Source organism: Halobiforma lacisalsi AJ5 (genome assembly GCF_000226975.2).
In the GTDB taxonomy this organism is placed as follows: domain Archaea; phylum Halobacteriota; class Halobacteria; order Halobacteriales; family Natrialbaceae; genus Natronobacterium; species Natronobacterium lacisalsi.
The window spans coordinates 235,474-247,766 of sequence record NZ_CP019285.1; the positions used below are offsets into that span (position 1 = coordinate 235,474).

Annotated in this window: 14 protein-coding genes; 7 read left to right on the forward strand and 7 right to left on the reverse strand. The window is 65.8% G+C overall.

Annotation, left to right across the window (positions count from 1 at the left end):
* Positions 1-21: 21 nt before the first annotated feature.
* Complete coding sequence (gene infB, locus CHINAEXTREME_RS01005) at positions 22-1,857, forward strand: translation initiation factor IF-2 (protein WP_007142379.1); 1,836 nt, start codon at positions 22-24, stop codon at positions 1,855-1,857.
* A 34-nt stretch (positions 1,858-1,891) separates the two neighbouring features.
* Here the strand turns inward: infB and CHINAEXTREME_RS01010 are convergent, their stop codons facing one another.
* Together CHINAEXTREME_RS01010 and CHINAEXTREME_RS01015 are read right to left on the reverse strand one after the other, a co-directional pair.
* The gene (locus tag CHINAEXTREME_RS01010; RefSeq protein WP_238593329.1) at positions 1,892-2,380 is read right to left on the reverse strand and encodes a GNAT family N-acetyltransferase; all 489 of its coding nucleotides are present in this window, start codon (positions 2,378-2,380) and stop codon (positions 1,892-1,894) included.
* A gap of 185 nt (positions 2,381-2,565) precedes the next feature.
* Positions 2,566-3,486 carry a hypothetical protein gene (locus tag CHINAEXTREME_RS01015; RefSeq protein WP_007142377.1) on the reverse strand — a complete coding sequence of 307 codons (921 nt, stop codon included), beginning with the start codon at positions 3,484-3,486 and terminating at the stop codon, positions 2,566-2,568.
* Positions 3,487-3,603: 117 nt separating this feature from the next.
* Here CHINAEXTREME_RS01015 and CHINAEXTREME_RS01020 point away from each other — a divergent pair, with 117 nt between their 5' ends.
* The 4 genes from CHINAEXTREME_RS01020 to CHINAEXTREME_RS01035 all read left to right on the forward strand — a co-directional run bounded on the left by CHINAEXTREME_RS01020 (position 3,604) and on the right by CHINAEXTREME_RS01035 (position 7,083).
* Positions 3,604-4,029, forward strand: a complete 426-nt coding sequence (locus CHINAEXTREME_RS01020) for a hypothetical protein (protein WP_007142376.1) — start codon at positions 3,604-3,606, stop codon at positions 4,027-4,029.
* A 110-nt stretch (positions 4,030-4,139) separates the two neighbouring features.
* Positions 4,140-5,831 carry a glutamine hydrolyzing CTP synthase gene (gene pyrG, locus CHINAEXTREME_RS01025; protein ID WP_007142375.1) on the forward strand — a complete coding sequence of 564 codons (1,692 nt, stop codon included), beginning with the start codon at positions 4,140-4,142 and terminating at the stop codon, positions 5,829-5,831.
* Positions 5,831-6,748 (forward strand): glutamine-hydrolyzing GMP synthase, encoded by a 918-nt coding sequence (gene guaA / locus CHINAEXTREME_RS01030; RefSeq protein WP_007142374.1) that lies wholly within the window; start codon positions 5,831-5,833, stop codon positions 6,746-6,748. Before pyrG ends, guaA begins: the two co-directional genes overlap by 1 nt.
* On the forward strand, positions 6,745-7,083 hold the full coding sequence (locus tag CHINAEXTREME_RS01035; RefSeq protein ID WP_007142373.1) for a DUF7126 family protein: 339 nt from the start codon (positions 6,745-6,747) through the stop codon (positions 7,081-7,083). The genes guaA and CHINAEXTREME_RS01035 overlap by 4 nt, the downstream gene beginning before the upstream one ends.
* A gap of 426 nt (positions 7,084-7,509) precedes the next feature.
* Here CHINAEXTREME_RS01035 and CHINAEXTREME_RS01040 read toward each other — a convergent pair whose 3' ends face one another.
* Together CHINAEXTREME_RS01040 and CHINAEXTREME_RS01045 are read right to left on the reverse strand one after the other, a co-directional pair.
* Positions 7,510-8,244, reverse strand: coding sequence for a 5-formyltetrahydrofolate cyclo-ligase (locus CHINAEXTREME_RS01040; protein WP_007142372.1), 735 nt, complete (start codon positions 8,242-8,244; stop codon positions 7,510-7,512).
* 51 nt (positions 8,245-8,295) lie between these two features.
* A complete protein-coding gene (locus CHINAEXTREME_RS01045; RefSeq protein ID WP_007142371.1) occupies positions 8,296-8,970 on the reverse strand; it encodes a MogA/MoaB family molybdenum cofactor biosynthesis protein in 675 nt (224 codons plus the stop codon).
* A 216-nt stretch (positions 8,971-9,186) separates the two neighbouring features.
* Here CHINAEXTREME_RS01045 and CHINAEXTREME_RS01050 point away from each other — a divergent pair, with 216 nt between their 5' ends.
* Both CHINAEXTREME_RS01050 and CHINAEXTREME_RS01055 read left to right on the forward strand, forming a co-directional pair.
* Positions 9,187-10,227: a zinc-binding dehydrogenase gene (locus CHINAEXTREME_RS01050; protein ID WP_007142370.1), complete on the forward strand. Its 1,041-nt coding sequence runs from the start codon at positions 9,187-9,189 to the stop codon at positions 10,225-10,227.
* Positions 10,228-10,300: 73 nt separating this feature from the next.
* Positions 10,301-10,615, forward strand: coding sequence for a hypothetical protein (locus tag CHINAEXTREME_RS01055; RefSeq protein WP_007142369.1), 315 nt, complete (start codon positions 10,301-10,303; stop codon positions 10,613-10,615).
* 146 nt (positions 10,616-10,761) lie between these two features.
* On the opposite strand, the gene CHINAEXTREME_RS01060 is transcribed toward CHINAEXTREME_RS01055, so the two are convergent.
* The 3 genes from CHINAEXTREME_RS01060 to CHINAEXTREME_RS01065 form a co-directional block, all read right to left on the reverse strand.
* Positions 10,762-11,073 (reverse strand): DUF7853 family protein, encoded by a 312-nt coding sequence (locus tag CHINAEXTREME_RS01060; protein ID WP_007142368.1) that lies wholly within the window; start codon positions 11,071-11,073, stop codon positions 10,762-10,764.
* Between the two features lie 220 nt (positions 11,074-11,293).
* Positions 11,294-11,464 (reverse strand): hypothetical protein, encoded by a 171-nt coding sequence (locus tag CHINAEXTREME_RS21730; RefSeq protein ID WP_007142367.1) that lies wholly within the window; start codon positions 11,462-11,464, stop codon positions 11,294-11,296.
* Positions 11,465-11,666: 202 nt separating this feature from the next.
* Complete coding sequence (locus tag CHINAEXTREME_RS01065; RefSeq protein ID WP_007142366.1) at positions 11,667-12,233, reverse strand: NUDIX hydrolase; 567 nt, start codon at positions 12,231-12,233, stop codon at positions 11,667-11,669.
* Positions 12,234-12,293: the final 60 nt, after the last annotated feature.

A 12,293-nucleotide genomic window follows, 5' to 3' on the forward strand; every position in this document is an offset into this window, starting at 1 on the left:
GACCTTCTCGGGTGGTTCATCATGTCGGACACGGATACAGATGCGGAGACGGATACGAACTCGGACTCGGACTCGCGAGACCCTACATCTCTCAGAACGCCGATCGTCGCCGTCCTCGGCCACGTCGATCACGGGAAGACCAGCCTGCTAGACAAGATCCGCGGCTCGGCGGTCATCGAGGGCGAAGCCGGGGCGATCACCCAGCACATCGGGGCGACCGCGGTGCCGTTAGACATCGTCTCCTCGATCGCGGGCGATCTGGTCGATCCGGACGACTTCGACCTGCCCGGTCTCCTCTTCATCGATACGCCCGGGCACCACTCGTTCACGACGCTTCGATCCCGCGGGGGCGCGCTCGCCGACATCGCTATCCTCGTCGTCGACGTCAACGACGGCTTCCAGCCCCAGACGCTCGAGGCGCTTGACATCCTCCGTCGGTCGGAGACGCCGTTCATCGTTGCGGCCAACAAGATCGACACGGTGCCGGGGTGGGACGAGACGGAGGACTCGCCGATCAACGCGACCTACGAATCCCAGACCGACCGCGTCCAGGGTCGACTCGACGAACAGCTCTACGAGATCATCGGGAACCTCTCGGACGAAGGCTTCTCCGCCGACCTCTACTGGCGCGTCCAGAACTTCCAGCGCAACGTCGGCGTCGTTCCCGTCTCCGCGATGACCGGCGAGGGCGTGCCGGACCTGCTCGCCGTCATGATGGGCCTCTCCCAGCGGTACATGAAAGAGGAGATGGAGATCGACGTCACCGGCCCCGGCGTCGGCACCGTCCTCGAGGTCAAAGAGGAGAAAGGGTTCGGAAAGACGGTCGACATCGTCCTCTACGACGGCACGATCAAGGCCGACGACAAGATCGTCGTCGGCGGACAGAACGATCCCATCGTCACCGACGTCCGCGCCCTGCTACAACCCCGGCCGCTCGCGGAGATCCGCACCGAGAGCCGGTTCGAGAAAGTCGACGAAGTCAGCGCCGCGGCCGGGATCAAGGTCGCCGCGCCCGAACTCGGCGACGCGATGGCCGGCGCGCCAGTCCGGGTCGTCCGCGACCGGGACCTCGAGGACGTCGTCCGCGAGGTCGAGGCAGAACTCGCGGATATCGCCGTCGACACCGCCGAGGAGGGTGTCGTCGTCAAGGCCGACACCCTGGGCAGCCTCGAGGCGATGGCCGACGCCCTGGAGGACGCGGAGGTGCCGATCGTCCGCGCGGAGGTCGGCGACGTCGCGCCGCGGGACGTCTCGGTCGCGTCGACCGCAGACGATCCGAAACAGCAGGTGATCCTCGGGTTCAACGTCGATACGCTCTCGGAGGCCCAGCGGCGGGCCGAGACCGACGACGTGGATATCTTCACCGACGAGGTCATCTACCAGCTCGTCGAGGAGTACGACGAGTACGTCGAGGAGATCGAGCAAGCCCAGCAGGACACCATCCTCGAGAACATCACGCGACCCGCCCGGTTCCGGATCCTCCCGGATCACACGTTCCGCCAGAACGATCCCGCGGTCGTCGGCGTCGAAGTCGACGCCGGGACCCTCCGCAACAACTCGAACGTGGTGACGTTCGACGGTGGCGAGCCCGAGCGCGTCGGCCAGATCAAGGGGATCCAGGAACAGGGAGAGGACGTCGACGAGGCCCGCAACGGCGACCGCGTCTCGGTCGCGATCGACGGCCCCACGGTCGGCCGTGACATCGAGGAAGGCGACCGGCTCTGGACCGAAATCCCCGAGAAGCACGCCAAGATCCTGGAACAGGAGCTGACGGACGAGATCCCCGGCGACGAACTCGAGGCGCTGAACATGTACCTCGAGAAGCAGCGCAATCGGGACCCGTTCTGGGGCAAATAGCGCGAAAGAGTCGGTATCGACGCGGTGTCGGTTACTACGTTCGGCGATCCTCGCTCCCGACTCGCTTTTCCATGACGATTTCGTCGTAATCGCGGTAGTCCAGCGGATACTCTCCGGTCTTTTCGTACCCGCGCCGCCGATACAATTCGGGGAGATACGGATGCTCCCCGGGAGTAGTAAGCCAGACAGTAGCGAACCCCTGATCTCGAGCCAGCGTCTCCACGTGATCCAGTAACCTGCTTCCGACGCCGCTCCCCTTCCAGTCCGCGTGAACGCCGAGACGGCTCAGTTTCACTCGATCCGGGTCCGTCTCCTCGAGTCGGACGCCGCCGACGATTTCGGTCCGGACGCTGGCGACGTAGAGTCGGTCGTTTCGAATCCAGTTCGAGACCGTATCCGACGTAACTGATCCGGCTTTCGCGGGAAACCCGAGTCGACGGTTCTCCTGGTAGGCGCTTCGATACACTTCCGCGAGCCGCTCCGAATCGGCGACGGTCGCCCGGCGGATTTCCACTTCTTGCACGATCTATCCCACGTTGGAGTCGGAGCGAACAATAATCCTGACCATGGCCGCGATGAAAGTGGAAGTGGAAGTGGAAGTAGTAGTAGTAGTAGTGGAAGTACTGGCACGCCCAACACGGAAAAACCGGAGTGCGCGATCGGAGACGGTGACGGAGAGATCCGGCATGGCTGTGCCGTCGGCGACAACTACTTCGATCCGTCGACCGTCCCGGTCTCCCTTTGGCGGGCACGCTCGATGCCCTCGAGAACGGCTTCGGGATCGTCGATCGCGTCCCGATCGCAGCGAAGGTCAAACCGGCGACTGCGCTCGAGGACCAGTTCGTCGTCGGTGAGTTCGACGTCGGCGATGCGCTCCCATGGGACGAGTTTGCTCGCCCGCCCTCGATCGAGTCGGATTCCGCGTCGGTGGGCCCGGAGTTCGCCCACGGTCCGATCCGTGTCGCCGGCGTCCAGCGAGAAGCGTTTCCCGCCGCGTTTCGCTCCGTTGCCTCCGAAGTCGAACCGATCCCAGGCGATCACGAGGACGCCGTACGCGATCCAGAACAGCCCGAACGCGTTTCCGGCGACGAGAGACGTAACGCCCGCAACGATCACGAGGGCGACGAGCAGGGCCCAGGCCCCACCCTGGAGAAAACCCGCCGGTTCGTAGTTCCAGGAGACGACCGGGTCGTCCGCGGTCACTGCCTCGACGTACTGGTTCCGACAGAGGCGTTCCAGGCCGAAGCCGGCGACCCCCACGACGAGGGCGAAGATCGCCGTCACGACGAGGTGACGGGTCGGCACCGTGAGGGCCGTCACGCCGGGTACGAACGCGACGGCCCCGAAGACGATCGCCGGCAGGTAGGGGGCCGCCCGGGTCCGCCAGGACCGCCCGATCCGCTCGGGAAGGCCGACGGCCCGCTTCCCGAGGACGTGGCCGACGATCGTGACGGCGGTCACCGTCGTCGGGAGCACACCGAGGAGCGTGACTGCGGCGACGTCCGCGAACGCGCCGACGACGGCGGCGAACCCGCCCGCGACGAGTCCGAGGTAGAAGCCGAACCCGGCTTGGAACCCGATATCCGGCGGCTCGGGGTCCGCGAGGGGGCGGCCGTGCTCGAGGGACATACCGAAGGGTACGGTTCCCGAGTGCAAAAAAGCGTGTGACGCGCGTGACGTTTTCCGGACTGGACTGCTTGCGCCTGCCGTTGAAATACTTACCCTCGGGTTGCTGGTGGATCGTGTATGCTCGTCCATCTCCAGCAGTACAAACACGAGGAGGTCCAGTTCGACGACAACCGGACCACGGGCGAATCCCAGACGGAGGATTCGGTCGACAAAGCGCCCGAGGAGTACTTCGGCAAGAGCATCGACGACTTCGACCTCGAGACGTGGGAGACGATCGATCACGAGGGCGACCCGATCCAGCGACGCGAGGTGACGATCGACGGCGTCACCGCGCTCTCGATGCCCCAGGAGCCGACCGAGGAGGACGATCCGGACCTGCCCGGTCGAACCCTCCAGCTCCGGCTGGGCGGCGGCATCGAGTTCCTCGCGAACGTCGAACTCGTCGAGGCCCAGGATCGGAACCCGGCGGAACCGGAGGCCGAAGGGAAGGTCTCGAAGGAGGACGACCCCCAGGGGAAGGTGACGATGGACGACGAACCGTAAGCGGCGGCGATCGACTCGGCATGTGGACGTGTCACGAACCGGAATGACAGCCGCTACCGGAGACGCGACGGTCCCGAAATCGTTTTCAACTGCTCACTCGCACACTCGGTATGCCGACGGAATCGGACACTCATTACGACCCCTCGCTGGGGAACAAGTTCATCTTCGTCACCGGCGGCGTCATGTCGGGGCTCGGCAAAGGGATCACGGCCGCGAGCACCGGCCGTCTCCTGAAAAACGCCGGGTTCGACGTCACCGCGGTGAAGATCGATCCGTACCTGAACGTCGACGCCGGGACGATGAACCCCTACCAGCACGGGGAGGTGTACGTCCTGGAGGACGGCGGCGAGGTCGACCTCGACCTGGGGAACTACGAGCGGTTCCTCGACGTCGACATGACCTCCGACCACAACATCACGACCGGGAAGACCTACCAGCACGTCATCGAGAAGGAACGGGCGGGCGACTACCTCGGGAAGACGGTCCAGATCATCCCTCACATCACGAACGACATCAAACGGCGGATCCGGGAGGCCGCCGAGGGGACCGACGTCTGTATCGTCGAGGTCGGCGGCACGGTCGGCGACATCGAGGGGATGCCCTACCTCGAGGCGCTGCGCCAGTTCGCCCACGAGGAACCCGAGGAGAACGTCCTCTTCGCCCACGTCACGCTCGTCCCCTACTCGAAGAACGGCGAGCAAAAGACCAAGCCGACCCAGCACTCGGTCAAGGAGGTCCGGTCGATCGGCCTCCAGCCCGACGTGATCGTCGGCCGCTGCGAGGACCGCCTCGAGCAGAAGACGAAAGAGAAGATCGCCCTGTTCTGTGACATTCCCACGGAGGCAGTGTTCTCGAACCCCGACGTCGAGGACGTCTACCACGTCCCGCTGATGGTCGAAGAGGAGGGACTGGACCAGTACGTCCTCGAGCACTTCGGGCTCGACGACGAGGCGCTCCCGGCAGGCGAGCGATCGAACGAGTGGCGCGAGATCGTCACCTCCGAGAAGTCCGGTACCGTCGACGTCGCGCTGGTCGGCAAGTACGACCTCGAGGACGCGTACATGTCGATCCACGAGTCGCTGAAACACGCCGGCTTCGAGGTCGGGGTCGACGTCGACGTCCACTGGGTACCGGCCGACGAGATGGCCGACGAGTACGACGACCAACTCGAGGCGGTCGACGGGATCATCGTCCCCGGCGGCTTCGGGATGCGCGGCTCCGAGGGGAAGATCGAGGCCGTCCGCTACGCCCGCGAGAACGACGTTCCCTTCCTCGGGCTCTGTCTCGGCTTCCAGATGGCCGTCGTCGAGTACGCCCGCAACGTGCTTGGCCTCGAGGGCGCTCACTCCGCGGAGATGGACGAGGACACGCCCCACCCGGTCATCGACATCCTGCCCGAACAGTACGAGGTCGAGGACATGGGCGGAACGATGCGGCTCGGCGAGCACACGACCGTGATCGAACCGGAGACGCTCGCCTACGACCTCTACGGCGACACCTCCTGTAGCGAGCGCCACCGCCACCGCTACGAGGTCAACCCCGAGTACTTCGATCGGTTCGAGGACGAGCCGCTGGTCTTCTCCGGCACCGCCGGCAACCGCATGGAGATCCTCGAACTCGAGACCCACCCGTACTTCCTCGGGACGCAGTTCCACCCCGAGTACACGTCACGGCCGGGCGAGCCGAGCCCGCCGTTCCTCGGCCTCGTCGAGGCCGTCCTCGAGCGGACCGATGACGGGGCAACCCCGGCCGAGACCGACAGCGACACGGACACCGACGCCGAAACGGAGGTAACCCACTGATGGTAGACACTGAGACGTTCGTCCCCGACGCAATCGACGAGATCGAATCGGAAATCGGCGACGCAAACGCCGTCATCGCCCTCTCGGGCGGCGTCGACTCCTCGGTCGCCGCCGCGCTGGCCTACGAGGCCATCGGCGACCGACTGACGCCAGTCTACGTCGACACCGGGCTGATGCGGAAAGGAGAGACTGACCAGATCCGCGAGACGTTCGACTACATGGAGTCGCTGCGGATCGTCGACGCCAAGGACCGCTTCCTCGAGGCGCTCTCTGGCGTCACCGACCCCGAGGAGAAACGCGAGGTCATCGGCGAGCAGTTCATCCGCGAGTTCGAGCGCGAGGCGACGGACGCGGACGCCGACTACCTCGTCCAGGGGACGATCTACCCTGATCGCATCGAGAGCGAGGGCGGGATCAAGTCCCACCACAACGTCGGCGGCCTCCCCGATGTCGTCGACTTCGAGGGAATCGTCGAACCCGTTCGCGACCTCTACAAGGACGAGGTCCGCGAGGTCGCACGCCACCTCGGCCTGGACGAAATCGTCGCCGAGCGGATGCCCTTCCCCGGTCCCGGCCTCGCGGTCCGGGTGATCGGCGAGGTCACCGAGGAGAAACTCGAGGTCGCCCGCCACGCCTGTCACGTGGTCGAGGAGGAACTCGAGGAGTACGATCCGTGGCAGGCCCTCGCGGCCGTGATCGGCAAGGCGACGGGCGTCAAGGGCGACAACCGCGTCCACGGCTGGGTCGTCTCCGTGCGCTCGGTCGAGTCCCGGGACGGGATGACCGCCCGCGCCCAGGAGATCGACTGGGATACGCTCCAGCGCATCCAGTCGCGCATCACCGGACAGAACGAGAACGTGGCACGGGTCGTCTACGACGTGACCCACAAGCCGCCGGCGACCATCGAGTACGAATGACGGACGCAAACGGAACGCGTGCGATCGTCGCCGGCCCCGACGACGACGCGATCGGCCCCGCGCTCGAGGACGAGGGCGTCGAGGTGACGCGGCTCGAGGGGGTCGTCTCGCGACCCCAACTCGAGGAGGCGGGCATCGTCGACGCCGACCTCTACGTCCTGACCGACGTCGATCAGGCGACGACGATCCCGATCGTCTGCGATCTCAACGACGATCTCCGAACGGTCGTCTACGCCGACCGGACGGTCCCGGAATTCGTCACGGCCCAACTCGATCTGGCGGTCGATCCCGCGCTGATCGATCCGTCCGTGCTCGCCGAAGAATTGCTCGCCTGACCGCGGGTAATCGAACCCGAGATCCGGCGAACGCGGTTTTACAGTTAAAACTATTTAGGTTACCCATTTTCCGGATAACGGCCCTCTCGGGCCGGAAAATCCCGAATTAAATCCGAGTTAAATCCGATAGAATCGGTGTAAGGGTCTTATACCGTCGCCTCCGTTAAAGTAGTCCCCGGCCCTAAGAGCGAGTGGAGGTCGACGGGTAACTCCACCGAGGCACCCACGCCTGTTCCCGTGGCTTCCAGCAATCCCACCACAGCACCCTTCCCCCCACCATTGCCACACCGTCTCGACGCGGGCTACTGCACCGGCCTGCGTCTCTTTGCGGTCTGGCATCCGAGGCGCAGTTTGCGCCTCGGAACGGACCCACTTCCCCCAGCGACGTCCACTCGAGAGCGCCGAGTCCTGCCGCCGGAACGAGCTTCACTCGGCCTCCGCTAGCCGCTCCAGAACGGGGATCTCCTCGAGCCGTTCGTTCTCGAGAACACTCCAGTCGATCCCAACGGGGGTCGATCCGGCGTCCGGACGGAGAACCCGCTCCGGCGTGACCACCAGATCCATCGGGACGTCGTGTTCGTCGAACTCGACGTCGACGTCGGCGTCCTCGAATAGCTGCCGTTCGTGAACCGTCGTCGCAACCGTCGTGTCGTCGTCGACCAGGTCCAGGTCCAGGTCCAGGTCCAGTTCCCGCAGGATCGCGTACTCGAGGTCGCTGTACCCCTCGCCCTTGCCGATCCGGCCGCCGGCCTCGGTAACGGCGACGCTCCCGGAGACGATCAGGTCGATCGGTTCGACGGCCTCGGGCCCGACCTGGGTGCCGTGTTCCGACGACCCCGAGACGGTCGTCGCCGCGTCGTAGTCCTCGAGTTCGTCGGGATCGAGTTCCAGGAAACACTGCTCGTCGGCCAGCCGCGGCACCGCCATGTAGACGGTTTTGCCGTCCCGCAGAGCCGCCCGCCGGACCGGAAGCTGAGGGGCGTCGGGGTTTGCCTTGATCGTCGACGCTGCTTCCCACTCGGGCTGGTCGGCCAACCGCTGTGCCGCTTCTTCGGCCCCGACGAAGTTCGGAATCCGGCCGTGTGGCGGGAACGGGAACCGCGCGACGCCGGCCTCCTCGAGGTCGTCCCAGACGCGCTCGCGGAGCGTTTCCTTGTCCATGCGAGCCAATACACGTTCCCGCGGGATTATCCCCGCGTTTCGGGACCACGGTTAGCGACTCGAGTCGTCGGTCTCGGCCGTCCCGTCGGTTTCCTCATCGTCTTCCTCCTCTTCCTCCCCTTCCTCGGGGACCGGAGCCGCGACCGCGACGAGGTTCCGCGCTTCCGGCAGGATGATCGACTCCGTCCCGAGCCGTGCGGCGTCGGCGTGGCCCGGCAGGCAGAACACCGGCTTCCCCTCCGAGACGCCCGCGAGCGTTCGCGACGCGAGGACTCGGGTGCCGACCTCCTCGTAAGCCATCGACGTGAACAGGTCCTGGAAGGCCGTCAGCTCCTTGTCGAGCAGGGGCTCGACCGCCTCGATGACGACGTCGTCCGGTTCGACGCTCGTCGCGCCGGCAGTGATCACCACGTCGACGTCGTCGCGCTCGATGAGCCGGAGCACGATCGACTGCACCCGATCGTGGTCCGGCGAGACGTGCTCGCGCGTGGCGAGTTCGTGACCGGCCTCCTCGAGCGCCGTGACGATCGCCTCGCCGGCTTCGTCCGAGTCCAGGGAGCGACTCGAGGCGATCGTGACGACGGCGGTTCCGAGCGGCCGATCCGGCCCGTCGTCGAGTGCGGTCGCGTCGCGATCGGCTCCTTCGGTTCCCTCACCGCCTTCGTCCGAGGCGGTCCCCGGTTCGCGTTCCGACCCTCCGTCGCTGTCCGTGTCGTCGACGTCCATACCGCGTCTTCAAGGGCCCGGGTGTAAAACGTGGCTTCCGGCCGACCGTCGACTCGACCGTACGCCGCCCCATACCTTGTTGCATGTACACGTCCACCATATCCGTGCCCAGGTTCTCGAACCGGCCACCCCGGCCCGTTCGAACCGACTAAACTCGAAGGGTAGCCGAGAATATTGCCCAACCGTTAAACCGAACCTCTCCGTCTACCCGTGTACATGCAGGCAGTCAAGATCACGGAGCACGGCGGCACTGACGTCATCGAGTACGGCGAGTACCCCGATCCGGAGGTCGGCCGCGACGAGGTGCTCGTCGACGTGAAAGCCGGCGCGCTCAACCACCTCGACGTGTGGGTCCGCCGCGGACTGCCGACGCTTTCCCTCGAGATGCCCCACGTGCCGGGCAGCGATGCCGCGGGCGTCGTCGTCGAAACCGGCCCCGACGTCGCCCGGTTCGAAGAGGGCGACCGCGTCGCCGTCACCGCGGGCGTCAACTGCGGCGACTGCGAGTTCTGTCGCGACGGCGATCCGACGCTGTGTGTCAACTTCCACCTGCTCGGTGAACACGTCACGGGCGTCCACTCCGAGTACGCCGCCGTGCCCGAGGACAACCTGATCCCGGTCCCCGAGGGCGTCGACTGGATCACCGCCGGCGCTTCCTCGCTCGTCTTCCAGACCGCCTGGCGGATGCTCATCGACCGCGCGGAACTCGAGCCCGGCGAGAAGATCCTCGTGCTCGGAGCCAGCGGCGGCGTCGGCCACGCGGCGCTCCAGATCGCCGACTACGCGGGCGCGGAGGTGTACGCGACCGGCAGCACGACCGAGAAGCTCCAGTACGCCCGCGACCACGGCGCGGACCACGTCGTCAATTACGAGGAACACAACTTCGCGGAGTGGATCCGGTCGGAGACCGGCGGCCGCGGCGTCGACGTCGTCGTCGACTACATCGGCGCGGGGACGTGGCGCGACTCGATCAAGAGCCTCGCCAAGAACGGCCGGCTCGTCACCTGTGGCGGCACCGCGGGGCCGAATCCGGAGACCGATCTCCCCCGCATCTTCTGGAACCAGCTACAGATCATCGGTTCGACGATGGGCACCCCCGGCCAGGTCGACGACGTGATGGAACTGGTCTGGGACGGCACCTTCCAGCCCGCTGTCCGCGAGGTCCTCCCGATGAGTGAGGTCGCACGCGCCCACGAGATCATCGAGGGTCGCGAAGGCTTCGGGAAGGTCGTCGTTCGGCCCGACAGCGAACTGTAGCCCGACACGAATCGATACGCGCCCACCTACCGGAACCGTGAGGGCTTTGCCGTCGCGCTCGATAGGTCCGGACGTGACCTCGAGCGACGACGGCGGCTACGTCCACGATCCTTCGGCGTTCGACGAGGACGGCGAGCACCGCGACGAGGCCGACGACGCGGGAGGCGACGGCGTCGAGACCGTTCACCCCGCGGCGGTCGACCGGGAGTTCGACTGGCGCGGCTGGACCCTGGTCGGCGTGATAGTGTTCGCGTTCATCGTCGCGCCCGCGGCGATCGTTCTGTTCCCGCCGGGCAGCGAGGGCTACCGGTTCGCCCTGCTGATACTGCCGCTGGCTCCGGCGCTCGTCCTGGCGGTGACGGCAGTCTGGGCGACGACCCGGCCCTGACTGCCCCACTGGGGCCCGAGTCGATGCCGGGGTGAAACCGGTCGACGGTTCGGAAACCGATCCCGATCGGCAATGCGAAAACGAAGGGGTGACCCGAATCAAATCGAATCGAACCGAACCGAACCCGATCGATTCGAACGAGCCGGTCAGGAAGCGAGCGCCGACTCGACGCGCTCGAGTACTGCTGCTCCGTGTTCGACGTCCCGCTGGGGCGTCTCCGAGTCCTCGAGATAGGCGTCGACGTCGTCCCGGAGCCGCCGGAGTTGACGGTCCGTAAAGGCATCCGAGCCGTCAGCCTCGACGGCTTCGATCGCCTCGAGTGCCCACTCGGGCGGGCTCTCGGAGTCGTCCGCCACGGCCTCGTCGATGCGGTCGGCGAGGAGGGAGTGGACGACCCAGCGTTCTTCTCTGGAGAGCGTCACTTCGTGCGTCTCGGTTTCCTGTGGAGGGGAGCTCATTTCGTCAATCGGACCGTATCTATCGGTCCTCGCTCACCGATACGAACGAGGGGATTATAAGGCTTGTCACTAGTTACCATTCTTCGAAGTGCTGTCAGGTATGGCGCGGGCCCATCCGTACTCGGGCGGTGATCGATGGGTACTGCGACTACCGGGAATCGTTCGACTCTGGGATAGCCGGATGCGACTCCGGACTCCGCTCTGAGAGAAATCGGGCTGATCAGTCGGCGATAATCCGGGCGATCCAGACGATCGGGATCACCGGGATAGCCAGTCCGGTGATCAGAAGGAGGACGGCGATCACGATCTTCTCGGCGCGCCCCGACTCGTGCCAGATCGAGTGCCACATATCGTCGATCGCCCGTGCCGTTCGCTGGATCAGTCCGGCCATAAATGGCACCGAGGGGCTCGAGGCTGAAAATCAAACAGCCTGCAGGAATCAACGACCCCGTTTCGAGCCCGTTATCCGTGTTCCGCGGCGTGTGTGTCTCTCGTGGCAGACGGGACATCGAGAGAACGGACTCGAGGCTATCGGCCCTCGAGGGTCGAGAACGGGCTACGGTTCGCGGTCGGTGACGGGGAACCGCGCTCGGTCAGTCCACGTCCCGGCGCATCGCGATCTCGAACCAGGGACAGAGCCGGAGCTGTCGGTACCACTCGGGGTTTTCGTGCAGACGGTCGTAGGGGACCCACATCAGACCCGCGACCTCCTCCTCGTTGGGATCGAGGCTCCGATCCGACAGCGTTAGCTGCAGGACGGCACAGACCTCGTGTTCGACCCCCGCGTTCTCGAAGTAGCGTTTGTACTCGAACCGGTCGGTCAGGCGCAGGTCGTCGTACTGGTCGGGCGTGATCCCGAGTTCCTCCTCGAGACGCTCCCGGGTGGCCTCCTCCTGGCTCTGTCCCTGGACCGGGTGGGAGGCGACGGTTCCGTCCCAGTAGGTTCCCCAGAGTCGTTTCTCCGGCGCTCGCTGGGCGAGCAGGATGTTCCCGTCGCCGTCGAAGACGAGCGACGTGAACGCGCGGTGGCGGACCCCGTCGCCGGTGTGGGCCTCGAGCCGGTTGACGGGCTCGAGCGCGTTGTCGTCGGCGTCGACCGCGATTACGTCTTGCTCGGCGTTTTCGTGCTCCAGATCCAGGTCGTCCTGCCGCGTGCTCATACGGGCACAATTGCGGAGGGCCCTGAAACCAGTATCGCCTCACTCCGTAGCTCGCCCGTG